We start from the raw sequence: 26,308 nt of genomic DNA, 5'->3' as shown, positions 1-26,308 counted from the left end.
TTATAAATCTTGAGTTAGCAAAAAATAGGTTATTTAGATAGAAATAAATAAATTACATAATTGAGGCGTTAAGTAACAAATAACCAACACAAAAATAACTAAAAATATCAATCAGGACAGTGTTAGTTATACACATCAAAATTTTATGGTTATTAATTGGTCGAGCTATATCACAACGCGCTAGAGTATCAATATGAATATTTCAATGCAGGTATAGCGTAATGAGTCTCGATCACTATCCCTTACCTAAAGACCTCCAGGTATTAATTGCAGTGGTTAATAGCGGTAGCTTTTTGGTTGCGGCGGAAAATTTGGGGCAAACGCCTGCTTTTGTGACCAAACGCATCCAACAACTTGAGTTGCAACTCGGCGTTAAGTTATTGCATCGCTCTTCGCGAGGAGTGGTGCTTACGGAAACCGGTGTTCTGACTTACCAATCCGCTCTTGATATTCTGGAACGTTTAACTGTGTTAAAAAACCAAGTGGCTCAAATCAAAGAGCAGCCATCTGGAAAAGTGCGGATCGGTTGCAGTTTTGGTTTCGGTCGTAACTATATTGCACCCGCTATTATCGAGTTAATGGCGCGTTATCCTGACCTACAAATTCATTTTGAATTATTTGATAAGCAGATCGATTTGATTAAAGACCGCATTGACCTTGATATCCGAGTCAATGATGCTATTTCAGAAAGTTATATCAGCCGCATGCTGACAAAAAACCAACGTATTATTTGTGCTTCTCCAGAATATTTAAAACGTCAGGGTACACCGACGACGTTGCAAGAATTACAACAACATGACTGTTTGTTTACCCAAGAGCGGGATCAATCGGTTGGGGTATGGGAACTGGAAGGTAAAGAGGGCAAGAAATCGGTAAAAATATCGGGTCACCTTTCATCTAACAGCGGCGAGATAGTTTTGCAGTGGGCGCTTAACGGGCGCGGTATTATGCTGCGTTCACTGTGGGATGTTGCTCCGTTATTACAAAATGGCTCTTTAGTCCGCGTGATGCCTGAGTATGCACAAAGTGCCAATATTTGGGCGGTTTACCATACGCCACTTTATTTCTCCGCCAAATTGAGAGTGTGCGTGGAATTTTTTTCCCATTACTTCCAGCGGGTATCATTCTAAATCCGTGGGCAATTGATTGCTGTTTAGGTTTCAGTGTGCGATATGAAATTTTGTCGCAAGACGTTAAAGTGACTTCAGATTATTATTAATCCCACTAAGCTTGGTTTATGCCCTATCCACATTAATTGCCCCGCCGAGAGTAAGGAATAAATGACCATGTTGACATTGAATTTGGTTCGCAACCCGCGAGCATTTAACATGCAGCACGCCCTATGTGCTCGGCTATATCATCAACTCGCATATATCGTGGTGTTAATGCTGGGGATTAGCTCATATAGCGCCATGGCTGCGGCACCTTTGCCTGCAGTGACTGTCGCGGTTGTGACCTCTGTGACGCCAGATAGTGCATTGCAGTTTCTCGGGCGGGTAGAAGCTATTCAGGCGGTGGATGTCACCACCCGAACTGAGGGGTTTATTGCGGCCAGATTATTTACTGAAGGGCAGATGGTCAAACAGGGGGATTTATTGTATGAAATTGATCCCGCTTTGCATCAGGCTTCCGTCACTCAGGCGCAAGCACAATTAGACAGCGCAACCGCCAGCGCCAACCATGCGCAGGTGACGCTCACCCGTTTGCAGCGTTTGGGCAATAACCGCTCAGTTAGTCAGGCTGAAGTTGATGAAGCCCAGGCGCAGCGGGATATCAGCCGGGCGGCAGTAGCCCAGGCGCAAGCAAATCTGCAAATTCAGCAGCTGCAACTCAGTTTCACCCGCATCTATGCCCCGATTACAGGCCAAATTGGTCACAGCCGCTTTAATGTCGGCAGTTTGATTAACCCGGCCAGTGGCACATTGGTGAGTATTGTGCAGCTCAGTCCTATCCGGGTGGCAATTGCTGTTAATGAAAGAGATTACATCACGGCCACCTATCAGTTGTCAGCGGCAGGCGCTGCTTTAAGCAATGAAAACAGTGCCTTGGCGTTTGAGCATTTCACTCCGCGTATTCAGTTGGCAAATGGTAAACAGTATCCAGAAAGTGGTGTTTTTGAATCTGTTGATAATCAAATTGATAAACAGACCGGTACTGTGACTATCCGCACCCGTTTTGATAACCCGCGACATCTATTATTACCCGGTGGCGTCGTCAATGTGTCACTGGCCGCAGAAACAGTAACAGCCGTCGCCGCTATCCCGATTGCCGCATTGCAGCAGAATAAGCAGGGCCATTTTGTTTTGGTGGTCACAGATAAGGATCAGGTGGAAGTGCGCCCCGTGACTCTTGGCGAGCAGTTCGAACAACAATATGAAGTGAAAGATGGGCTAAAAATGGGCGAGCGCGTCATTGTGTCGGGGCTGCAACATGTTCGGCCTGGTATGACGGTGAGCGCCAGTGTTGCTACGCCGCTAACTGCGAACTAAGGGGAGGGCCAGATGCTGCATTTCTTTATCCGTCGTCCCAAGTTCGCCATTGTTATTGCACTGGTGATAACCATTGTTGGCTGGGTGTCATTGCATGTGATCCCGGTGGAGCAATACCCTGATATCACGCCGCCAGTGGTGTCAGTCAGTGCGGTTTATCCGGGGGCCAGCGCCCGCGATGTGGCGCAAGCTATTGCATCACCGCTGGAAGCACAGGTCAATGGTGTCAGCAATATGCTCTATATGGAGTCCACCAGTGGCAATAACGGCAGCTATCAACTGAGTATCACTTTCGCCAGCGGCACGGATCCGGATATGGCGGCAGTTGAGGTGCAAAACCGCATTTCTCAGGTAAGTGCTCAACTCCCAGCGGAAGTGAATGAGAATGGTATTTCAGTGCGGAAGCGGGCCTCTAACCTGTTATTGGGGGTCAGTGTCTTTTCACCGAAGCAGACCCACGATGCCCTATTTGTCAGTAACTACACCAGCATACAGTTGCGTGATGCTATTGCGCGAATCAATGGTGTCGGTGATGTACAGGTCTTTGGGGCCCGCGATTACAGTATGCGCGTTTGGTTGAATCCACAACTTATGGAGTCGCTAAATGTTAGCGTGCAAGACATTATCGCAGCATTACAACAACAGAACGTACAGGCTGCAGCTGGGCAGATTGGTTCATCGCCATCGATGCCCAACCAACAACAAACCCTGACCATCAGCGGCCAGGGGCGGCTGAGCGACCCACAAGAATTTGCTAATGTTATTATTCGCAGCAATCCACAAGGCGGTATGATTCGGCTGGGTGATGTTGCCCGAGTGGCATTAGGGGCGCAGAATTATCAAGTCAGTGCCGCGCAAAACCAGACTGAATCGGCATTTTTAGTGGTTTACCCGGTACCCGGCGCGAATGCATTAAATGTGGCAAATGGTGTGCGCGATGAAATGGCCCGTCTAGCGGCCTCTTTCCCGCCGGATTTGACCTATGAAATCAACTATGACTCGACTTTACCTGTCACCGCCACCTTGCATGAAATTGCGCTTTCACTGACCTTGACCCTGATTGTGGTGCTGGCGGTGGTGTATCTGTTTTTACAAAGTATGCGGGCGACTTTTATTGTCGCGCTCACCATCCCGGTTTCACTGCTGGGCACTTTTGCTGTGCTGTATGTCTTTGGTTACTCAGCCAATACCCTCAGTTTGTTTGCTATTATTTTGGCACTGACCATCGTGGTGGATGATGCCATTGTCGTGGTCGAAAACGTCGAGCGCTTATTATCCAATGACCCGAATCTCACCCCCGCGCAAGCAACCAAGCAGGCAATGAGCCAGATTGCTGGGCCAATTATTGCCACCACACTGGTGCTGATGGCGGTATTTGTGCCCATCGCCATTTTACCGGGCATTGTAGGTGAACTGTATCGGCAGTTCGCCGTCACGCTCTCGGCCGCAGTTATTTTGTCCAGTATCAATGCCTTAACATTAAGCCCGGCACTGTGTGCGGTATTACTCAAGCGCCGCACACTGTCGAGCACCGGCGTCTTTGGGGGAATTAACCGCGGGCTGGACAGTGCCCGCGATGGTTATGTCGCATTGACGGGGCGAATCAGTAGCCGTGCCGTATTCAGTGTCGCCGCCCTGCTGCTGGTGGGTTTTGCGACCTGGTGGGGGTATACCCGCCTGCCGACCTCTTTTTTGCCGGAAGAGGATCAAGGTTATTTCTTCGTCAGTTTACAACTACCCGATGGTGCTTCTCTAAATCGCACTCAGACAGTAATGGATCAAATGTACCAGCAGGTAACCGCCAATGATGCTGTTGAGGATGTCATAAAAATTACCGGCTTTAGTTTGCTCAGCGGTAATAATTCACCTAATGCCGGTTTTGCTATTGTGATGCTCAAACCGTGGGGGCAACGGCCACATATTAATCAGGTATTGGCGAATATTCAGGCTAATCTGGCGGCGATTCCCTCGGCGATGATTATGGCTGTCAATCCACCGGCGATTGCAGGTTTGGGCAGTGCTTCCGGTTTTGATTTGCGGATTCAAGCACTGCTGGGGCAGACACCGCAGGAACTGGCGCAAGTCAGTCAGGGGATTATTTTTGCCGCCAATCAGGACCCAAAACTGAGCCGAGTATTCACGACATTCAGTGCTTCAGTACCGGAAATTAATCTGAGTATCGACCGCGCGCGCGCGGCATTATTACAAGTGCCGGTCAGCCGCATTTTCCAGACCTTACAAACTTCGCTCGGCGGAATGAATGCCGGTGATTTCACTATCAATAACCGCATGTTCCGGGTGCAATTACAAAATGATATGGATTTCCGTCAGCGAACTGCGCAGATCAATAGTTTGAATGTACGTAGTGATAATGGTGCTTTGGTCAGCTTAGCGAATCTGGTGATTTTGACGCCGTCGGTTGGCGCGCCTTTTATCAGCAATTTCAACCAATTCCCTTCGGTCGCGGTGAGTGGTTCTGCCGCCGACGGGGCCAGTTCGGGGCAGGCAATGGCGGCAATGGAAGCGCTATTGGCGCAGAATTTACCGCAAGGCTACAGCTATAGCTGGAGCGGGATGTCATGGCAGGAGCAGCAAACCGGCGGGCAGGTGATGTTTATTTATCTGGCTGCATTGGTATTTGCTTACTTGTTCTTGGTTGCTCAGTATGAGAGCTGGAGTATCCCGCTGGTGGTCATTCTGTCGGTGGTGTTTGCTGTTGGCGGGGCGGTAGCAGGGTTATCAGCTATGGGTTTTGCTAACGACGTGTATGCACAAATCGGCTTGGTACTTTTGATAGGGCTGGCGGCCAAGAATGCGATATTGATTGTCGAATTCTCCAAAGCCCGGCGCGAGGAGGGCGCGACGATTGCTCAGGCGGCGCAAGATGGAGCAAGGCAGCGTTTTCGGGCGGTGATGATGACGGCAATCTCATTTATTCTCGGCGTGATGCCGCTGGTCTTTGCCAGTGGCGCGGGGGCGATGAGCCGCCAGATTATCGGTATTACCGTGTTTGGCGGCATGCTGATGGCCACTGCTGTGGGGATTTTGTTTATTCCTGCGCTGTATTTGCACATTCAGCGGCTGCGAGAATGGACCAAAAAAGGCAAACAGCCTTCGGATAAAGACCCGCAGCATTAATCAATGAGAATATGATTTGCGGCACTAAAGTGGGATGACTGGCGGTGAGTTGAAACACCAACTTGAAAAAGTTCAGTGTATTAACTCACCGCCTTTTTGTTGTTTTCATTGCCCTATCGAGAGCAGCAATAAATATCATTATTTTGATGGATATTTATGCTCATCTAACCCTGGCTGTATTGTTGCTGGGGCTTGGCTGGTGTTTATACTGCTGAATATTTGAACATTAATGGCATCAGGCCGGGAGCTGCATATAAGACTTACTTATGGAATTATTGTGTTTTTAGTTTTTTAATCTTGTTTATCAGTAAATTGCAGCACTTAAAACTGCTTTTAACGGGATTTTATGATTATCAAACATGCATTTTGAGTGATAATAAGTTAATCTATCTAATGATTTAGTGTTGAAACACCCTACGCAATTTCCTCGTCTTAAAACTATTCTTATAAACATCTTACGAAAATTTGATTTTTTTACTGAGTATTGCTGCACGTCATCATTTTCATACTTTATGCAGTGGCACTATTGGGAACATAAGGAAGAAAAAATGGGACTACGAAGAAAGAGTATTAAACCTATGCAAATCAATGATATTACTATCATTGATGATGCCAAGCTGAAGAAAGCTATCACTGCTGCGGCATTGGGTAACGCCATGGAATGGTTCGACTTTGGTGTCTATGGTTTTGTTGCATTCGCCCTCGGCCAGGTGTTTTTCCCCGGTGCAGACCCCGGCATTCAAATGATCGCAGCATTGGCGACCTTTTCTGTTCCTTTCTTGGTTCGGCCACTCGGCGGTTTATTCTTTGGTGCGCTGGGTGATAAATATGGGCGACAAAAAGTTCTGTCTGTCACCATCATTATTATGTCGGTCAGTACATTTTGTATTGGGCTGATCCCCTCCTATGCCTCGATAGGTATTTGGGCCCCCATACTGCTGTTATTAGCAAAATTAGCGCAGGGGTTTTCGGTCGGTGGCGAATATACCGGTGCGGCTATTTTTGTTGCTGAATATTCACCGGACAGAAAGCGTGGTTTCCTCGGCAGTTGGCTGGATTTTGGCTCTATTGCCGGTTTTGTTCTGGGGGCCGGGGTTGTTCTGTTAATTTCCAGTATTGTGGGGGAAGCCAGTTTCCTTGAATGGGGATGGCGCATTCCATTCTTTGTGGCGGCACCATTAGGGCTAATTGGTATTTATTTACGCCATGCGCTTGAAGAGACTCCCACCTTCCAGCAGCACGTGGATAAAATTGATAATGACTCACGTCATAATATTGCTCAGCCACCGAAAGTCTCTTTCCGTGAAATTCTAACCAAACAATGGAAAAACTTGATTATCTGTGTCGGCATGGTGATCGCAACCAACGTCACTTATTACATGCTGCTGACCTATATGCCGAGCTATCTGTCCCATAGTCTGCACTATTCTGAAGACCACGGTGTATTAATTATTATCGCTATTATGCTTGGTATGTTATTTGTTCAGCCGGTTATGGGATTAATGAGTGACCGATTTGGTCGCAAACCTTTTGTTATTTTCGGTAGTATTGGGTTGTTTGTTCTGGCCATCCCTAGCTTCATTTTGATTAACAGCGGTATTATCGGGTTGATATTTTTTGGCCTGTTGATTCTGGCAATTTTACTTAACTGCTTTACCGGCGTGATGGCATCGATATTACCCGCGATGTTCCCAACTCATATACGTTATAGCGCCTTGGCTATTGCTTTTAATATCTCGGTATTGGTTGCAGGCCTAACACCAACCGCAGCAGCTTGGCTGGTTGAGTCCACACAAAACCTGTTTATGCCGGCCTATTATTTGATGGTGGTGGCGGTTATTGGCTTAGTGACTGGGGTCTTTATGAAAGAAACTGCGAATATGCCACTGAAAGGGGCCACTCCGGCAGCTTCAGATAAAGCTGAAGCTAAAGAAATATTGCAGGAACACCATGATAACATCGAACAGAATATAGAAGATATTGATCAGGAAATTGCCGAACTTGAGAAAAAGAGAAAGAACTTGATTGCTCAGCACCCTGATATTAATTAATCAGAATCGCGGGGAATATCACACTTCCAATTTGATTTAGGTCAATAGAAATCACTTCTATACAATGGTTTACCTTTCTATTCAAATATGCCTTTGACCCTCCCCTAAGGGGAGGGTTTAGATTATGCCTTACTTTATAAAATACATTTCGCTTATTTAAGGCTTAACATAATGAATAAAACATTTGCTGCGGTAACACGTTGGGCGCTTGTTGCTTTTGCCGCCATCACTTTCAGTCACTTTGCCTCGGCGACAACTCAAACGGAATTTTTGGCTCAGCATGGTTTATCTGGAAAAACCACTGAACAAATGATTGAGGCCATCGATCAATCTGAACAATCTCGCCCTTTGGCATATTCTGCTGCGGTAACCGGGACTGAATTGAAATTATCGGACGGGCAACAGCAGTTTTCTTTCCCGTTGGGGGATAAATTCTATCTCTCATTTGCGCCTTATATAAACCAAACCCACCCCTGCTTTAACCACAGTCTCTCTGGGTGCCGTGGCGAATTAGCTAATACTGCATTCGATGTGAAAATTACTGATAAAGCGGGGAAGGTTATCTTGCAGGATAAACTGACCAGCTACCACAATGGTTTTATTGGAGTATGGTTACCCCGTAACACGGAAGGGACAATTGAAGTGACTTATCAAGGTCTTAAAGCTACGTCACCTTTTGCGACCCAAGCTGAAAGCCAAACGTGTATGACGACATTACAATTGAAGAAATAAGCGCGTTTTCAAAATTAAAATAATAGCCTGCTGATGGGGAGTGGGCTGTTATAGATACGAAAATACCTTAACTTTTGGTTTTATCTTCTTCCATATCATGCAATCACTCTATCGCGACAGAATTTTCTGTCCGCTTTGTTTTGGCTATGGCCTCTTTAAAGAAAAAGGACAGAACATGTCATCAGTAGAACCGCAGGAAAATCGGTAAACCAGAATACTTAATACTATCGAGCAAAGGGTTATTAGCGCCGAACTATTTCACTGGCGCGCATAACTTCCATTTGCCATTTAAATTTTTGCCAATCAGTTCCTTTGTTAAATCATATGAACTGACGCGAACTATCTGCCGGTCTGCGGCTGAATAACCCGCGTAAACAGCCCGTTAGGGGCGAGCGAATTCATCACTCTCCCCTAATATTAGGCATTTAATCCAATGCTTCTTCCTGCACTTCCAATACATGATATGCCGTTGAGCAGAACAGTGAGTTCAAGCGCTTCATATCCCCCAATAGCCCCATATGCAGACTGCTGGTTTCAATGCTCAAGACGTTTTGTTGGTGCAAACGCTCGACGTGAGCATGGGAATAGCGGCGGTTCAACAAGCGAAAACGGTGCTTGGCACGGCGCAAGCGCTTGGCATTATTGATATCGCGCGACAAAAATACCGACATCCCTAAATCCAGGTTAGTGACTAGCCGGGCATGCAGAGTGTTTAACTCTTCAAAGCCTTCGGCTGAAAACGGCTTGCGCGCATTCAGCGATTTAGCAGCAACATCGGATGTCATGCGGCTAATAATATCGCCTGCTTGCTGAAGATTGACGGCGGTGTCAATAATTTCGGCCCAGCGACGTGAATCAATCTCGCCCAATTCATCTTGCTGAATTTGCGCCAAATAGAGTTTTATCGCGCTATACAGCATGTCGACTTCGTCTTCTAACAGGCCAACTTCATGTTTTTGCTGTTTATTACCCTCCAGCACCTCTTTAAAGCGAAACAGCATTTGTTCCAGTACATCGCCCATCCGCAGTGTTTCCCGCACCGCATTTGCTAATGCCAGTGACGGGGTATCAATCGCCGTGATATCTAAATAGCGCGGTGCCGAGGGCTGGGCCGTATTGGGATCATCATGAACCAAGCGGCTGCACATACGAGCCATTACTTCAACAAATGGCAACATCAACAAACAGCGCAGCAGGTTATAGAAAACGTGGAAGTAAATGACCACTTCGGCGGCGGGTAAGTTGTGCTCGAACAGCCATTTGCCTAACATATTGACCCAAGGAACCACCAAAATACAGCCAATAACTTTAAACAGCAGGCTCCCCAATACCACTTGGCGGGAGACCGCATTTTGCCCACGGCTGCTTATCAAGGCCAGCAATCCGCTCCCCAAATTGGAGCCAATCACAATGCAAAGCGCGATATTCAGCGGAACCAGACCGGTGGCGGCGAGTGTCGCGGTTAGCAGCACCGCGGCCAGACTGGAATAACTTATCATGGCAAACAGCGCGCCAATCAATAGCGCCAGAATAGTATCCCCGGTCAGCGAGGAGAAAATGGCCTGAACCGCCGTGGCCTGTGTAATCGGGCCGGCAGCGGTGACAATCAGTTGCAAGGCGAGAATTATCAGCCCGAGGCCAATACACACTCGCCCCATTTGGCCCACTCGGGCTTTTCGCTGACCGAGGAAGACAATCACCCCGCCTAAAATCAGCAATGGTGACAGCCAGGAGAGATCAAAGGTGAGCACCCGCGCCATCAGCGCCGTCCCCACATCGGCCCCTAACATAATCACCAATGCGGGGGACAATGAAATCAGCCCCTGCGATACAAATGAAATCACCAACAACGCCGTGGCATTGCTGCTTTGCACCAGCGCCGTGACGCCAATCCCGGCGATAAATGCCGTGGGTTTTTTCTGGATACTGGCACTCAGCACCCGGCGCAAATCAGCACCATAAACCCGCATGATACCTGTGCGGACGATATGTGTTCCCCACACCAGCAGGGCGACAGAAGAAAGCAGATGAAGCAGTGTCAGCATAGTCAGTCTCAGTTGTAGTGAGTGGCTCCAATCAGATTAGGTGAAATTGCTCAAGGATTGATAAATGGTCTCCAAGAGCTTTTTATTATCAACAGATTGCAGAATTTTTATTGGTTTACCCCGCGGTGCTGGAATACCGACATCCAGACGCAGATTTTCTGGGCTAAAGCGCACCGTCATCCCGCGGGTCAGCGCGCCTTCTAGTATGACATCAACATAATCGCTGGTCGCGGTCACGATGCTTTGGTCCAGTAACCGGGCGATGACTAATGCATCATGAACCCAACAGCCGGGCAGTTGGCGCGTTTGCATCGAGTAACTTATCCACGGACGGAGTGTTTCGACCAGATAACGGCACAGTGGCGAGTCAATTTTCGCAAGCTTATCTAAATCCTGATGCAGCAGTTGAGTTTGCGTGGTGACATCCAAAGGTGCCAGGGTAATGTTTGCCCCACTGGTCAGCACCACATGGGCGGCTTCGGGATCGATACCAAAATTAGTGTCTTTAAGGTAGCCATCGACATTAAATACACCGCCCATGATAGCAATTTCTGCCACCGATGACGCCATTTGTGGGTAAAGCTGCAGGGCGTGGGCGATATTTGTCAGCGGGCCGATAGCCACTAAGGTTATTTCACCGGGGTTATTGCAAATTAATTCCCCGATGGCATGGGCTGCTAATGGCGCGCTGGAAGCCACAACAGGCGGGGGTGATGTTTGTTGCCAAAGTGCAGTTAATCCATTTCGGGCTGCGCCATTATCCAGCTTGTCGCGCCAAAGTGCTGCGGGCTCGACCAGTGCCTGTGATGCACCCCGAATGATGGGGATATTTAATCCCAAACGGGCCATTAAATCATGGGCAACAGAAAATCCGACCTCGCTTGGGGTATTTCCCGCCACGATAGTCACTAATTCTAATGTTATTTCCGGTGCGGCGATGGCAACAGCCAGTGCTAAGCCATCATCGACATTGGCGCCGGGTACGCCATTTCCTGGGTCACAATCAATAATTAAACGCATGTTTTTATCTTTTATAGTGGGAAATCAACTTCTTTGCATTTGGCACAACCGCAGGACTCACCGATTTGTAGCGAAAAATCGAATTCGCGCATAGTCGGTGTACCGTCCCACAGTCTTAGCATCTCAATGGCGGTTTTTGCCATAGCATCCACAGGCTGGCGCACGGTGGTCAATGACGGCACGTTATATTCAGACTCAATGGTGCCGTTAAAGCAGATGAGCGCCAGATCTTGCGGGGCGGTCAAATTATGCTCGGCCATGGCGCGCAAACAGCCAAATGCCTGTAATTCATTGGTCGCGAACAGGGCTTGTGGCAAAAGCCCTTTCAGCATTTGTAGCGCAGCTTGATAACCACCCGGGCGGGTATATGTGGTCGGGAAAATCCACTTATTATGCACATTCAGCCCGGCTTGCTGCAGTGCATCGCGCCAACCATTCAACCTATCTTGAGTATTGAGCATATCCAGTGGCCCGCAAATAATAGCGATATCACGATGACCATGTTCAATCAGGTGCTGGGTGGCCTGAAACGCCGCCGCGCGTTCATTCACACGAATGGCACAGATCTGTTGCGCAGTATCGACGGTGTCGAGCATGACAAAAGGTGTGCCCGTCGCCTGAATCAATTCAATATAGGGATGCCGGTCAACACTGGTATACAACAAACCATCAACCTGACGATGCAGTAGGTTATTGATCAATTCGCGTTCGCGCTGGCGGTCATCACCCGCATCACCCAATAACAGCACTTGGCCGTTGGCAAAAGCTTCACGTTGTAGAGCATGAGCCATTGATGAGATAAAAGGGTTCGAAATATTGGGGACAATCAGACCATAGGTTTGGGTGGTCCCGCGAGCTAATGAACGGGCTATTTCATTGGGGCGGTAACCGGTTTTTTTAATGGCATCAAGCACCCGCTGTTTGGTGGCGGGCGCAACTGGCCGTGGCCCATTATTAATGACGTAACTGACTACCGCCACCGAAGTGCCGGCTTCTCGTGCGACATCAGAACGTGTAACTCGATGAGATTGCGGGTTGACCAAAGTGACCTCTATGCTAAGCACCCCTGAAGGATATCTCTGCAAATAACAGACAGTTACATCACTATACTCGTCAGGCTTCCAGTTGCATATGCACGAGCGGCTCTCCCGACTGAGTCCATCTGGCGGCCTCGCCTGTGTGGGGCCGCCGCTGGCAATCTTCCTGCAACTTGAGCTATTTAGAGCATATAGAGGGGTTCTCGGTGTTAAATTGCATCTTCCGGTAAGTTTAGATCACGCCCACGTGTTTCTGGTGCAAAGAATGTGGTGACAAAACCAATCCCTGCCATTACGGCGAAATAGAGCGCGATTGGCCACCAGTGACCGGTGAGTGTCAACATGGCTGCTGCGATTAATGGCGCTGTTCCTCCGGAGAGTATGGAGCCTAATTCTTTTGCGACCGCCATTTTGGTGTAGCGGTTCGTCACCCCAAATAACTCCACACCCCAGGCGGCTTGCACACCAAAGATACCGAGTGATGCTAAACCCATCCCAACAATGATAGTCCCCATCACAATAATAGGCTCGCGGGTTTCTAGCAGCATAAATGCCGGGAAAGCATAGATTATCAATAACAAGCAGAACCAGCGATAGGTAATGCGGCGACCAAAGCGATCTGACAGATAGCCTGCCAGTGGAATGATCAGAAAGCCCAGACAGGAAGCAATAAATACCGCTATGGTCGGCACCGACTTATCCACCATCAGCACTTTGGCGACATAACCAATCATAAAGCCTTGCGCGAGATAGGACGGGCCGTTCTCGCCGATACGCAAGCCCACCATGATCCAAAATGATTTGCTGCGCTGCCAGAATGTGCGGTTATCCACTTCAGCGGCATGCTGGTGACTCAGTGCCAATGCTTGCTGGCGCTGTTGTTCCAGCACCAATTTTTGGCGCTCAAATACTGGGGTTTCCCGCATATGACGACGAATAAATAGCGCAGCTCCGGCGATTAAAATGCTAGACAGGAATGGAATACGCCAGCCCCAATCGAGCAGTGTTTGTTTGTCCATCTGCAAGACCAACAACCACACCAAGGCCGCCAGCAGCGTACCGCTGTTAGAACCCAATGCAATAATGGAAGAGACCAAACCGCGCCGTTTAGCGGGGGCATATTCCCCCAACATCACAGCACCGCCAGACAGTTCTGCGCCCGCGCCCAGCCCCTGCATAAAGCGCAAGAATGCCAGACAGGCCGGAGCCCATAAGCCAATAGAGGCATAACTTGGAATAAGGCCAATCATGGTGGTGGAAGCGCCCATCAAGGTGATGGTCGTAATCATCACGACTTTTCGGCCTTTGCGATCACCTAATCTACCAAACAATAGCGCGCCAATGGGGCGGGCAATAAAGCCGACAGAGTAAGTGGCAAAACTGGATAACAACGCGATAGCAGGTGTTGCTTCAGGGAAGAAGACATCACCAAATATTATGCCAGCTGCTAAACCATACAATGCAAAATCTGCATATTCCATGGCCGTACCAAGCCAACATGAAAAGGTGGCGCGCCAAAAGTCTTTGCGACCTTCTGGCGTTGCCAAACGCTCTTCCGCAGCCATGCTCTCTGATGGAGCATTGCCTGCCGCCGAGCTATTTAGTGAAGTCATTAAAAGAGTTCCCCTGGTGTTGAAGCATCATGTTCACGCATTTTTATTCGTGTGTTTATTCGCCTTTACTCAGCCATGGAGGTTAAGCAGCAAAACTGGCTGTGACGAGGAAACATTAGATAACGTTAATTTTATCCCGTGCTTTTAGTGTATCTACCCGCGTAGATAGATCAAACTAATTATCATTTCTTTAGATATTGTTCACGAAATCGTCATATAACTGTTCGGGTTTTGCACGAAATTTGCGGGCCAGTACGATAAAGCCCGCAAATATTCAGGCAACAGAGGGCGACTCTTTTTGGCGGCCATAAAAACCGTGGATATAAATAAGCGCTTTACCCGGCGACGCGCAACCAAGCAAATAGCACCGCAACGACTATGACAATAACGGCTGTGGCAATCACTAGCCGGTCAGCAAACAAACGCCGCATAGATAAACTCCTTAGGCAAAACTGTAGCGCTCAGAATGGTATTTCGACATTGGCACATTGATTTCTGCCAGTGCTTTTTCAATGGCATCCATCATCACATTCGGGCCACAAATAAAATACTCATGACTGGCATAGGGGGGCGGTAAGTGGCGTTTGAACACTTCAGCATCAATGAATCCCTTCTCTCCCGCCCAATCCGCCGACGGGTTTGACAGCACATGCACCACTTGCAAATTAAGCCGCAGTTGTAAGGTTTCCAATTCTTCACGAAATGTAATCGACTCCCAATCTTTACTGCCATAGAGCAGCAAGGCAGGGCGCGGATCGCCACGATCCGCTAGCGTGCGCAACATGCTCATCATGGGGGTAATGCCAACCCCCCCGGCGATCAGGACATGCATATCAGCAGGATTACCTAGGGTGAATGCGCCGTAAGGGCCATCCAGATAAACCCGCTGGCCAACCGGTATCTGAGCAATATGACGAGTGAAATCGCCTAAATTGCGAATCGACATCTCGACACGCCCGCCGCTGGCCTGTGCACTGGATGAAAATGAAAACGGGTGTCCGGTGATATTAAATGGGTTGCCCCAAACTGTTAGCCATCCGAACTGACCCGGAGTGAAATGAAAACCACTATGACCCTCAGGTTCCATGACGAGGGTGGTGGTATCGCCACGCTCTTTACGCACCGCCACCACCCGAAAAGGCCGGCGCAGCATAAAGAGTGGTTTGACGATGCGCACATATAAGAGCAATCCAAACCAAAAAAGAATCAGCCCCACCCAGAGTGCTTTTTTTAACGGGTCATCGAGATAAAAACCCCAACCGACCATATGGGCAATTCCGGCAATAACCGCAATCACGGCTAGAATAATGTGGGATAAGTGCCAGATTTCATAACGGATCCTGAGCTGCACCCGCCACAATGCGGTAATGACTAAAGCAATCAGTGAATAAGTCGACAGTGCCGCAAAACGGGCGCGCCATGGGGCATCCATGGCATTCAGTAATGCCAGTAATTCCGGGCGGGCAACAAAGAGAATGATTGGATGGGCGATAACCAGCCCGACGGCAATCAGTGAAATACGCCGGTGGAAGTGATAAATAATATCTTCACCCCAGGGTTCCGTCACGTAGCGAAAGCGAGCAGTTAGGCCAAATTGTAGCCCCATGATAGCCAGCCCGGCATAACCAAGAGCAATAGAAAGCTCAGTCCAAAAATCTCGGGCGGGGGGTAATGTCCCAGTGAGTAACACCAGCAAGGGGGCAAGAATAAAAAACAGATATACCCCAATCCAAATGGTACTACGTAAAGCATAATTCGACATATTTTTCATACCCGAGTAATGAATAAGCACGTCAGTCAGTATACTCAGTCGAATATGGGATAACCATTTATTAACATCACATTAATAATCTCTGCCACAGACACCATATAAAGATTATTATTTGGCCTTATTGTGCTATTAGCCAGATAACTCCATGTTTAAACGTATGTTTTTTGGCGATAAATATCGGAAAGTAATTAATTACCAATAATGACTTTTGTCATATTCTCTATTTCCTGCAGTTTCTTGGTCAGTGGCGGGAAAGCGCCGCGTAGATATTGAGATATGAGCGCTTCACATAACCGCCACACTTTTCTGCCAAGCCCGCATCTTATTCATGGGTTTTTCTCTCTATTAATTGTCGGCATAGATAGGTATTATCCTGATATTAGTAATGCAAATCATTGGCGTTCCCAATCAAGGATGTCCACATCCCCACTTTTCAGGAGAGAAAATGCGATTACGTTTAGCTTTATTTTCATCATTACTGGCAGTAACGGCTGTGCTTACCGGATGTGATGATGCATCGACAACCCCTGAAGAAACAGCAAAAATCAGTATCGAACATGCTCAGGGCACCACCCAGGTTCCGCTTAATCCACAAAAAGTTATCATACTGAACCCCTCGTTATTGGATATTGCCGATGCTTTGCACATCAAAGTTGCCGGTGTCCCTCAGACCAGCACACATCTTCCGGCATTTTTATCCCAATACAGTGGTGCAGAATATCTCAACGCGGGCACATTATTTGAACCAGATTATGAAGTGCTTAGCCAGGCTAAACCTGAGCTGATTATCGCGGGTGGCCGTGCGCAAGATGCCTACGACAAACTGAGTGCCATTGCGCCAACCATCGCGCTGGATATCGATCCTAAGCACTTTACCCAAAGCCTGACTCAGCGCACGGAACAATTAGCCTCTATTTTCGGTAAAGAGGACGAGGCAAAAACGTTGATGGAGAAATTTACCTCTCAGATCAACGCCATCAAACAGAAATCGGCTAATGCTGGTTCGGCCATGGTCGTGATGGTCAGTGGTGGTAAGATGTCGGCGTATACCCCAGGTTCGCGTTTTGGCTTTATTTTTGACGAGTTGGGTTTCACGCCCGCGGCCAGCTTCACTGAAGCTGGTAATCATGGCAACGTGGTGACTTCCGAATTTATTCTGAATGCTAACCCTGAGTGGTTGTTCGTCCTTGACCGCGATAATGCGATTGGGCGCACTGAAAATCAGTCGGCGCAACAGATTCTAGATAACCCACTGATTCGTAAAACTAAAGCTTGGAAAAATGATCATGTGATTTATCTTGATTCGGCCTCGCTCTATATTGCCGGTGGGGTGCAGAGCTATATGCAACTGATGGATAAAATCAGCGCTGTGTTGGATAAACAAGCCGCCGCGCAGTAATTCATGACCCATGAAAAATCTTAGCTTTATAGCTGGCCTAGTTATTTTACTGGGCCTTATGACATGCAGCTTATTCATTGGTGCCGGGAATGTCACACTGGCCGAGGTCTGGTCAGACCCCGACATGCGCGACATCTTTTTGATAAGCCGCGTGCCGCGAACCTTGGCACTGGTTTTAGCGGGCAGTGCTATGAGTGTCGCTGGCCTTATCATGCAGATGCTCACCCAAAACCGCTTTGTCGAGCCTTCTATTGCTGGCACGACCCAATCGGCCAGTCTTGGCTTATTGCTGGTCATGGTGTTTAGCCCCGCCGCCCCCGTGATGGTTAAGATGTTGGTGGCCACCGTATTTGCCATGGGCGGCACGGCGCTTTTTATGCTGTTGCTGGCACGAATGAGAATGAAATCGGCGCTGATGGTGCCGCTGACCGGCATTATGCTGGGGGCGGTCTTTAGCGCCGTGACGACGTTCCTGGCAATGGAGTTTGATCTGCTGCAATCATTGGGCAGCTGGGAATCAGGTGATTTCTCGGGGGTATTGCAAGGCCGTTATGAGCTATTGTGGATAGTGGGCGCACTGACGTTGATTGCCTGCCTGATAGCCGACCGTTTTACTGTCGCCGGAATGGGGCGGGATTTTTCCGTCAATGTCGGCCTGAATTATCAGCTGGTTATGCTGATGGGGATGTCCATTATTGCCATCACAAGTGGCGTGGTGGTGGTGGTGATTGGCGTGCTGCCTTTCCTGGGGTTAATTGTGCCCAATATTGTCAGCATGGCGATGGGGGATAACTTGCGCCGGACTATACCTTGGGTGGGGCTGTGTGGCGGCGGTTTAGTGGTGTTCTGTGACATTATTGGTCGGTTAGTCAGTTATCCATTTGAAATTCCTGCCAGCGTTATTCTGGGCGCAATTGGCGCACTCGTTTTCCTATTATTAATTGTTAGGACAAAACGCCATGCAGGCTAATGACTACTCTGCACCACGCCCTCTTTTCCAAGAGATAAGCAAAACATTAAACTCGCCGGCCAAGCGATTATTGTTATTAAGCATTATTGCCCTTGGCGCAATTATCCTTTTTATGACAATTAATCTCAGGGGCAATATCCAGTATGTTCTGGTGCATCGCGGCCTTATTTTAGCCACCATGGTATTGGTCGCGTTTGCTGCCGGCATTGCTACCGTGTTATTCCAAACAGTGACGAATAATCGTATTTTGACACCGTCAGTGATGGGGCTTGAAGCGCTATTTATCTTAATCCAAACCATGTTGATCTTTTTTGTCGATGCCAATGGATTCAGGGTATTAGGAATAACAGGAAAATTTCTCTGTGAATCGGCCTTACTGCTGCTGTTTTCAGTATTTCTCTATCGCTGGTTGCTCACCGGCGTCGGGATAAACCTGCACAAGGTATTATTGGTTGGGTTGGTGTGTGGCACTCTGTTCCGCAGTTTGTCTAGCTTGATGCAACGCCTGCTCTCCCCAGGGGAGTTTGCTGTTCTGCAAGGCAGGGTCTTCGCCACCTTTACCCGGGCGGCCCCGGAGATTATTGCTCTCTCTACTGGGATAATTATTATCGTGGCAATAACTATTTGGCGCATGCGCCATTGTCTGGATGTTATCGCCTTGGGTAGAAATACCGCGATTAATCTCGGTGTTGCCTATCAGAAAAAAATTACGACTATTTTGTTGCTTGTCTCATTGCTGGTGGCTATATCGACAGCACTGGTTGGGCCGCTAACCTTTTTAGGTTTGCTTATTGCCAATCTGGCTTATCCGCTGGTGGGTTCATTCCGGCACCAATATTTGCTGCCAGGGGTTTTCCTGTTGGGGGTTATTACTCTGGTAGGTGGGCAATTGATCCTCGAACGTTTGCTTAACATGTCGGGAACACTTTCCGTAGTCATTGAGTTTGTCGGTGGCGCGCTGTTTATTTATCTTTTAATAAAAAAGGCTCCGGTGTGATTGAAATAACGGATATTTATAAAAAATACCAGAATACAACGGTACTCAATAATATAAATGAGAGTATTCCTTCTGGTGGAGTAACATCAATCATCGGGCCAAATGGCGCGGGTAAGTCCACATTATTGTCAATTATGAGCCGGTTACTGACTCCCGACCTCGGGCGCGTTCTGTTTAATGGACTGGATGTTGCCAAAACCTCAGGGGATAAGCTGGCAACTATCCTGTCAGTCCTGCGGCAGGAAAACCATTTCACCAGCCGATTGACAGTAGCGGATTTGGTTGGGTTTGGGCGTTACCCTTATTCGAAAGGGCGGCTGAATGAAGATGATCGCCAGTATATTGATGCGGCGATGGAATTTCTCAATCTGATGCCGCTGAAAGACCGCTATCTTGATGAATTATCGGGTGGACAGCGGCAACGCGCATATGTGGCCATGGTGCTATGCCAGGATACAAAATATATCCTGCTCGATGAGCCATTAAATAATCTGGATATGAAGCATTGTGTTGCGATGATGAAGCAATTACGGCGTGCGGCTGATGAATTGAACAAAACGATTATATTGGTTATTCATGATATCAACTTTGCTTCAGCCTATTCTGACCATATTATTGCCATGAAAGATGGCGCGGTCATTTATCGTGGAGCGCCCGAAGAAATAATGAAGCCGGGTATTCTCGAGGAAATTTTTGATATAAAAATCAGAATAGAAAAAGTGCAAGATCAGCATATCGCGGTGTATTACCGTTGAGACACTGAGCGGTGACATCACTTTTATTCGTGGCAGAACTGGCCGCCACGAATAAGATGAGCATTAGATTGCCGGATACTCGCCGGTGCCCTCAGGCCATGGTGTCAGCAGGTCATAGCCCGTTTCTGTCACAGCAATGGTGTGTTCCCACTGAGCGGAAAGCGAGCGGTCTTTGGTGACCACCGTCCAACCATCAGAAAGTACACTGGTGGCGGCTTTCCCGATATTAATCATGGGCTCAATTGTAAAAATCATCCCCGTTTTAAGCGGCATGCCCATTCCTGGCGTCCCATAGTGCAGAATCTGTGGGTCGGTATGATATTCCTGCCCCACACCATGACCACAATATTCCCTCACAACAGAAAACCCAGCGCCTTCCGCCACCTGTTGAATCGCCGCCCCAATATCACCGAGTGTTGCTCCTGGACGGACAACCTGAATCCCGGCAACCATTGACAAATAAGTTATATCCACCAAACGTTTAGCTCTAACTGAGGGTTCACCGACAAAATACATTCTGCTGGTATCGCCATACCAGCCATCTTTAATAATTGCGACATCAATATTCACAATATCGCCATTTTTAAGTTTTTTATCCGACGGGATCCCATGGCAGACCACATGATTTACCGAGGTACAAACTGTGCGGGTATAGCCGTGATAGCCAATATTTGCTGGAATAACTTTCAGTTCGTTAACAATATAGTCGTGACACAAGCGGTCAATCTCATCAGTTGTCACCCCTGCTTGAACATGGGGTGTTATCATCTCCAAGACTTTTGCCGCGGCTTGTCCGGCGGCGCGCGCCATTTCAATTTCTGCTGGTGAGTGGATTTTTACTGCTGTCATTGCGCGTTCTCTTCTTTATTAGGCATATGAGTTTCGCTCAGGATGATTTTGGCAATGTCTGCTCCGCCCTGTAATTCCACCTGAACCAATGCTCGAGCAAGTTCATGATGGCTCAGCTGAGGGTAAAGCTCAGTGAGCATCCCCATCTTGAGCCAGTGCTCGGCCTGCGCGTTTATTGACCGACTCATGGCCTGACTCGCGATGCGCAGATTTTCATGCATTAAATCAGAGATTTTAACGATTCCCATAACGAACCTATACGAAACATATATGATATGTATATTGGCATAAATAAGTAAAGGTTGCCAAGTCTTGATGTAGTCGAGGATGGCGCATTGAGAAAATTATAGACTTGCTAAATAAGATAAGAATTAATAGGCTCGATGATAATCGTGAATGATTATATGCCATCTGCATTTTTGCCTAAAACGGAAAATATAGATGACTTTTTCGACTAATCCGGGAAACAATAAAAATACGGTTACCGGTATTATTGTGTCAGGGTAAGAGTTCTATCACTATCTCTAGTTAATTTGTGTTGTAAAAATAATCTGTTACGAGCAAATTTGTTCTATGATCGAGAGCGTGCCCTCTGATTATTGATTGGGGGACAGTTCATTAAGGAGAACTTTATGTCTCACATGCCATTAATTCAGCTCCCCCATACTCATGGCGAAGGTTGCCTCTGTAATAGCCCAGCATTTGTGCGCATCAATACGGTATTTTCTCAGAAAGCAGCCCAATCAACCCCGATTACTCCGGCAGCGGTTGCAGCGGCGGTTCCGGGGACAAAGCCGCAAAAAAGAGATATCGCAGCCAATGCTGTGCGCGTTATGGCTTTTATTAATGTCCGCGTCTTTGATGGTGTTTCAGACCACTTGCGGGACGGGCTACGCGTATTAGTCGAGGGCAATAAAATCAAATCAGTAGAACCTGCGGATGCGCCTATCTCAGCAGATGTGGAGTTGATTGACGGTGGTGGCGGCGTATTAATGCCGGGGCTGATTGATGCACACTGGCATGCCATTATGGCTCGTCCGTCGATGATGACAGCCATGACGGCAGATTTTAACTACATTCAGGCACTGGCTATTGCTGAAGCCGATGCCACTTTGATGCGCGGTTTCACCACGGTACGTGATATGGGCGGGCCAGTTTTTGGCTTAAAACGTGCCATTGATGAACAAATAGCCACAGGCCCACGAATTTTCCCTTCAGGCGCTTTCATCACCCAAACCGGTGGGCATGGCGATTTTCGCTTATTGGGCGAATTGCCTCATACACCCTCTGATCCTTTGAGTTATGCCGAGCGCGTGGGAATGACCGCGATTGCCGACGGAGCTGATCAGGTGCTGTTGCGTGCCAGAGAGCAATTGATGCGGGGTGCATCGCAACTCAAATATATGGCTGGTGGTGGTGTCAGCTCTATGTACGACTCCATTGATGTGACGGAAGGTTCGGTAGCAGAAATCCAGGCTGCAGTCACCGCAGCTGAAAACTGGGGCACCTATGTAACCGTCCATGCCTATACCCCCCGCGCCGTCACTATGGCTATCAAAGGCGGGGTTAAGTGTATTGAACATGGCCAGTTGTTGGATGAGGAAACTGTGCAGCTAATGGCCGAAAAAGGCATCTGGTGGAGCTTGCAACCTTTCCTTGATGATGAAGATGCCGTGCCAACCCCAACCCCGGCTTCCCGTGCCAAACAACTCGAAATGGTTGCGGGTACGGATACGGCATATATGTTGGCGAAGAAATATAACATCAAGACTGCATGGGGCACCGACACACTGTTTGATGCCCGGCTGGCAACCCGGCAAGGGGCGCAATTAGCCAAGTTAGTTCGTTGGTATTCACCGCTTGAAATTCTCAAGATGGCGACCAGTGTTAATGCTGAACTTTGTGCTTTCTCCGGCCCAAGAAATCCTTATCCCGGTAAGTTGGGCGTGGTGGAAAATGGCGCGTTGGCTGATTTGATTCTAGTCGAGGGCAATCCACTCGATGATATTCAACTTATTGCTCAACCAGAGAAAGCATTTCGGGTAATTATGAAAGATGGGCAAATATTCAAAAACACCTTGGCAGGCGATCACTAGTCATTGTCTGGGGCCATAAACCTGACTTTCTGGTGGGGTGTCACGTGTTAATTGAGGCTGTTCAATGAATAAGATGACTTCCCTCAGGAAGCCGCAGTGGGTTTTATGGCTTTTTTTGAACACCGCACAACAGAATCTATGGCGTGGGCCATGGGTTCTGTTATCGGCTATCGCGTTGAGTGGCTGCTCAGGAGGTGAGGCTCCCTTATTTTCCTTAGTTGGCTCTTACTTTCCCTCATGGATGGCTTGCGCTTTTATCGGGATAATCGTAGCGGTAATGGCTCGCGTTTTGTTTATTCGCGTGGGTATTGATGAGGTGCTGCCATGGCGGCTGTTGGTGTATGTCTGCCTGGCGCTGGCTGTGGCATTCATCTGTTCCCTATTACTGTTTACGCGATGAATCATAAATATGAATAAACTACAAGGGAGTGGGCGCAAGCGGCAGCTGGCGCTGATTGTCACTGGCATTATCATTATCGCGGCAGTGATATCTGGTTGGCTTTCAGTGCGGCAAACCACCTTGAACCCGTTATCTGAGGATGCAGAACTCGGGGCCAGTGTCGTCCATGTCGCCAGCTCGGTGCCAGGGCGTATTATTGCAATTAATGTTGCGGAAAATAGCCAAGTTCGGCGGGGCGACCTGTTATTTACCATCGAGCCGGATCTCTATCGGCTACAAGTCGAACAAGCACAGGCTGAGTTAAAAATGGCGCAGGCCGCCCACGATACCCAGCAACGGACGGTGGTCGCTGAACAATCCAATGCAGCTATCACCAATGAGCAGATTGTGCGGGCGCAGGCCAATCTCAAGTTGGCCACTCAAACATTGGCTCGGCTGCAACCTTTGCTCTCTAAAGGCTATGTCACCGCCCAGCAGGTTGATGATGCGGCCACGGCAAAACACGATGCCGAAGTTAGCCTAAAACAGGCTTTAAAACAGTCCTCTGCGGCTGAAGCGCTGGTCAGCAGTACCGCCGCTTCTGAAGCGCTGGTGGCGGCGCGGCGTGCGGCGCTGGCTATCGCCGAACGTGAACTGGCCAATACCGAAATACGTGCGCCCCATGATGGCCGGGTGGTGGGGCTGACTGTTTCTGCGGGGGAATTCGTTGCCCCGGATCAAGCTATTTTTACTCTTATCAATACCGAGCACTGGCATGCTTCGGCTTTTTTCCGTGAAACCGAGTTGAAAAATATTAAGGTAGGCGACTGCGCTACCGTGTATGCCATGGCGGACAGACAGCGCGCGATACAAGGGCGGGTTGAGGGGATTGGTTGGGGCGTGAGTTCTGAGGATATGTTGAATGTTCCGCGAGTCTTGCCTTATGTGCCTAAATCATTGAATTGGGTGCGTGTTGTGCAGCGCTTCCCGGTGAGAATCAGTTTGGAAAAACCGCCGGAGGACTTGATGCGAATCGGGGCGACTGCTGTGGTTATCGTGCGTAATGACGACGGTTGCTGACGGGACACTTGGCGGCATACTCCGTCAGGCAAAAGCGGATTTAGCCTATTTCCCCGGGCGCGTAGCTCAGGCCTGGCGAGTGGCGGCGCTCTGCGCATTGATGGCCATGATAGCCATGGTATACGGCATTCCGGAATCGGCGATTAGCTGCTATCTCATTATTTTCGTGATGAAACCGGATGGCGTCGAGAGCATGGTCATGGCCATCGCTATCACGATATTGGTATCGCTGGTGGTCGGGTTGGTATTTCTGCTTATCCACTTCACTTTGGAAGCTGCGCCATTGCGCATGGCGGCTTTGATTGTCAGCTCGTTTTTATTTCTCTATCTTGGCTCAGCCAGTAAGCTTGGCCCGGTGGGCAGTATTATTGCGCTGGTGATTGCTTTTGTCATGACGCTGCTCAGTGACATTCCCATGGGGGAGGTAGCCACGCGCGGGTTGTTATATGCCTGGTTAATGGCCGTTTCCCCGATGTTACTGCTGATTGTCTTTAACCTTTTCTTGGGTCGCATGCCACAGCGGTTATTACGAGACTGTTTATCCGAACGATTATTGGCGGTGGCTGAGGCATTGCGACAACCCGATGCTGCCACTATGGATAAGGTAAAGGAGCTGCTACAAGAAGGGCAGAGTGAGCATCAGCAGCGGGCGCTTTTTGTCCGTATTTTCCACCTTAGGCCCGCAGCCGAAGCCGCTTGGCTTGAAAGTGCCGTGAAAAGCACTTACCGGCTACTGTTGGCAACTTCGGTTTTACCTGCGACTTCACCAGAAAATGTGCGTTTCGAGCTGGCGGCCTATTGTAGCAATGCAGCACAGGCGATTGCCGCGGGTAATCTTGCTGATATCCCCCATGTTGTTATTGGCAATGCCGGTGATGAAATCGAGGAAATCAGCCGCTCATTAATAGCTCTGGCGAATGCTGATAATGGGCAAGATTTGGCGGCCCCGAAGTCTTCATTCTTTGCCGCAGATGCGCTGACGAACCCCGTCCATCAACGTTTTGCACTGAAAACCACGGCTGCGGCTCTGATTTGCTATCTGGTCTACACCGCATTGGACTGGCAAGACATTCATACCGCCATGATAACTTGTTATGTAGCGGCGCTAGGGACGACCGGTGAGACGGTGCATAAACTGGTGTTGCGCATCATTGGTTGCCTGATTGGGGCATTGATGGGGGTGCTGTCGATTATCTTTATCATTCCCCACCTGAGTGATATTGGGCAATTGATGGCGTTGGTGTTTGGCTGCATTCTATTGGCCGCTTGGGTGTCATGCGGCAGTGAGCGCATCGCCTATGCTGGTGTGCAGATAGGGCTGGCTTTCCTGCTAACCGTGTTGCAAGGTTTTGGGCCGAGTACCGACCTGGGCGTGGCGCTTGATCGGGTGCTCGGTATTTTGCTGGGCAATCTGGTGGTGTATGTCATCTTTACCCTGCTATGGCCGGTGGCTATTGTAGACGCGGTGCGTATCCATATCAGTAATGCATTGAAGGGACTGACAAGTTTGGCTGCGTTGTCACCTGATGCACGACCTGCAGCACTAAGAGAAGCCACCAATGTTGAAGCAGAAATTACCAACGCGCAAGAAGAGCTGGCGCTAATCCCCTTTGAGCCCATGCAATTACGCCCTTCACGAGAAGAGTGCATGCGCTTACAAGCGATATTGGCAGAAATGGGGAAATTGTGCCCTGTGTTGTTTCTACCCACGGAAAAATCGCTATCGGATGTGGAACAGCTGCGTCGGCTCTCGGTAGGTGGCGATGTGGCGACATTACTTGATGAGCAAGGACAGGATAGCGGCTCATTACGGCCAGAATTATCGCCGATTGATCTGACTATTCAACAACGTATAAAGCGGCTTGAGGAACTCCTGGGAACTTGATG

Annotated in this window: 20 protein-coding genes and 1 pseudogene; 14 read left to right on the top strand and 7 right to left on the bottom strand. The window is 48.6% G+C overall.

Annotated features, from left to right (window positions below; translation table 11 throughout):
• Positions 1-221 precede the first annotated feature (221 nt).
• From ttdR to D5F51_RS18865, 6 genes and pseudogenes are all read left to right on the top strand, one after another.
• A complete protein-coding gene (gene ttdR, locus D5F51_RS18890; RefSeq protein WP_129198472.1) occupies positions 222-1,130 on the top strand; it encodes an L-tartrate utilization transcriptional activator TtdR in 909 nt (302 codons plus the stop codon).
• A 156-nt stretch (positions 1,131-1,286) separates the two neighbouring features.
• A complete protein-coding gene (locus D5F51_RS18885) occupies positions 1,287-2,489 on the top strand; it encodes an efflux RND transporter periplasmic adaptor subunit (protein ID WP_129198470.1) in 1,203 nt (400 codons plus the stop codon).
• A 12-nt stretch (positions 2,490-2,501) separates the two neighbouring features.
• A complete protein-coding gene (locus D5F51_RS18880; protein ID WP_129198468.1) occupies positions 2,502-5,627 on the top strand; it encodes an efflux RND transporter permease subunit in 3,126 nt (1,041 codons plus the stop codon).
• Between the two features lie 548 nt (positions 5,628-6,175).
• Positions 6,176-7,678, top strand: coding sequence for a glycine betaine/L-proline transporter ProP (gene proP, locus D5F51_RS18875; protein WP_087768310.1), 1,503 nt, complete (start codon positions 6,176-6,178; stop codon positions 7,676-7,678).
• 171 nt (positions 7,679-7,849) lie between these two features.
• Positions 7,850-8,410, top strand: a complete 561-nt coding sequence (gene cueP, locus D5F51_RS18870; protein ID WP_087768309.1) for a copper-binding periplasmic metallochaperone CueP — start codon at positions 7,850-7,852, stop codon at positions 8,408-8,410.
• A gap of 224 nt (positions 8,411-8,634) precedes the next feature.
• Positions 8,635-8,775, top strand: a pseudogene (locus tag D5F51_RS18865) (peptidase T); the annotation flags it as partial.
• A gap of 60 nt (positions 8,776-8,835) precedes the next feature.
• On the opposite strand, the gene D5F51_RS18860 reads toward D5F51_RS18865, so the two are convergent.
• The 5 genes from D5F51_RS18860 to D5F51_RS18835 all read right to left on the bottom strand — a co-directional run bounded on the left by D5F51_RS18860 (position 8,836) and on the right by D5F51_RS18835 (position 15,887).
• On the bottom strand, positions 8,836-10,455 hold the full coding sequence (locus D5F51_RS18860) for a Na/Pi cotransporter family protein (protein ID WP_087768308.1): 1,620 nt from the start codon (positions 10,453-10,455) through the stop codon (positions 8,836-8,838).
• Between the two features lie 36 nt (positions 10,456-10,491).
• Positions 10,492-11,475 (bottom strand): nucleoside hydrolase, encoded by a 984-nt coding sequence (locus D5F51_RS18855; protein WP_129198466.1) that lies wholly within the window; start codon positions 11,473-11,475, stop codon positions 10,492-10,494.
• An 11-nt stretch (positions 11,476-11,486) separates the two neighbouring features.
• Positions 11,487-12,539 (bottom strand): LacI family DNA-binding transcriptional regulator, encoded by a 1,053-nt coding sequence (locus tag D5F51_RS18850; RefSeq protein WP_162301790.1) that lies wholly within the window; start codon positions 12,537-12,539, stop codon positions 11,487-11,489.
• Positions 12,540-12,721: 182 nt separating this feature from the next.
• Positions 12,722-14,125: an MFS transporter gene (locus D5F51_RS18845; protein WP_129198464.1), complete on the bottom strand. Its 1,404-nt coding sequence runs from the start codon at positions 14,123-14,125 to the stop codon at positions 12,722-12,724.
• A 442-nt stretch (positions 14,126-14,567) separates the two neighbouring features.
• A complete protein-coding gene (locus tag D5F51_RS18835; protein ID WP_129198460.1) occupies positions 14,568-15,887 on the bottom strand; it encodes a ferredoxin reductase family protein in 1,320 nt (439 codons plus the stop codon).
• A gap of 454 nt (positions 15,888-16,341) precedes the next feature.
• On the opposite strand from D5F51_RS18835, the gene D5F51_RS18830 reads away from it, so the two are divergent.
• The 4 genes from D5F51_RS18830 to D5F51_RS18815 are packed head-to-tail and all read left to right on the top strand — an operon-like array spanning position 16,342 to position 20,017.
• Positions 16,342-17,295, top strand: a complete 954-nt coding sequence (locus D5F51_RS18830; RefSeq protein ID WP_129198458.1) for a siderophore ABC transporter substrate-binding protein — start codon at positions 16,342-16,344, stop codon at positions 17,293-17,295.
• A 10-nt stretch (positions 17,296-17,305) separates the two neighbouring features.
• Positions 17,306-18,265 carry an ABC transporter permease gene (locus tag D5F51_RS18825; RefSeq protein WP_129198456.1) on the top strand — a complete coding sequence of 320 codons (960 nt, stop codon included), beginning with the start codon at positions 17,306-17,308 and terminating at the stop codon, positions 18,263-18,265.
• Positions 18,255-19,262 (top strand): iron chelate uptake ABC transporter family permease subunit, encoded by a 1,008-nt coding sequence (locus tag D5F51_RS18820; protein ID WP_087768301.1) that lies wholly within the window; start codon positions 18,255-18,257, stop codon positions 19,260-19,262. The genes D5F51_RS18825 and D5F51_RS18820 overlap by 11 nt, the downstream gene beginning before the upstream one ends.
• On the top strand, positions 19,259-20,017 hold the full coding sequence (locus D5F51_RS18815; RefSeq protein ID WP_129198454.1) for an iron ABC transporter ATP-binding protein: 759 nt from the start codon (positions 19,259-19,261) through the stop codon (positions 20,015-20,017). Before D5F51_RS18820 ends, D5F51_RS18815 begins: the two co-directional genes overlap by 4 nt.
• Before the next feature lie 63 nt (positions 20,018-20,080).
• On the opposite strand, the gene map is transcribed toward D5F51_RS18815, so the two are convergent.
• The gene (gene map / locus D5F51_RS18810) at positions 20,081-20,866 is read right to left on the bottom strand and encodes a type I methionyl aminopeptidase (protein ID WP_129198452.1); all 786 of its coding nucleotides are present in this window, start codon (positions 20,864-20,866) and stop codon (positions 20,081-20,083) included.
• Complete coding sequence (locus D5F51_RS18805; protein ID WP_129198450.1) at positions 20,863-21,114, bottom strand: ParD-like family protein; 252 nt, start codon at positions 21,112-21,114, stop codon at positions 20,863-20,865. Before D5F51_RS18805 ends, map begins: the two co-directional genes overlap by 4 nt.
• 384 nt (positions 21,115-21,498) lie before the next feature.
• On the opposite strand from D5F51_RS18805, the gene D5F51_RS18800 reads away from it, so the two are divergent.
• From D5F51_RS18800 to D5F51_RS18785, 4 genes are all read left to right on the top strand, one after another.
• Positions 21,499-22,962, top strand: coding sequence for a metal-dependent hydrolase family protein (locus tag D5F51_RS18800; protein WP_129198448.1), 1,464 nt, complete (start codon positions 21,499-21,501; stop codon positions 22,960-22,962).
• A 64-nt stretch (positions 22,963-23,026) separates the two neighbouring features.
• A complete protein-coding gene (locus D5F51_RS18795; protein ID WP_162301789.1) occupies positions 23,027-23,362 on the top strand; it encodes a YtcA family lipoprotein in 336 nt (111 codons plus the stop codon).
• A gap of 9 nt (positions 23,363-23,371) precedes the next feature.
• Positions 23,372-24,421 carry a multidrug transporter subunit MdtN gene (gene mdtN, locus D5F51_RS18790; protein ID WP_129198446.1) on the top strand — a complete coding sequence of 350 codons (1,050 nt, stop codon included), beginning with the start codon at positions 23,372-23,374 and terminating at the stop codon, positions 24,419-24,421.
• Entirely contained in the window at positions 24,405-26,306 is a 1,902-nt protein-coding gene (locus D5F51_RS18785; protein WP_162301788.1) for an FUSC family protein, read from the top strand. Before mdtN ends, D5F51_RS18785 begins: the two co-directional genes overlap by 17 nt.
• The last annotated feature ends 2 nt before the right edge of the window (positions 26,307-26,308 follow it).

The organism is Yersinia hibernica, from assembly GCF_004124235.1.
Classification (GTDB): domain Bacteria; phylum Pseudomonadota; class Gammaproteobacteria; order Enterobacterales; family Enterobacteriaceae; genus Yersinia; species Yersinia hibernica.
The sequence above is the reverse complement of the archived record's forward strand: the minus strand, read 5'-3'. Positions and strand labels throughout refer to the sequence as shown.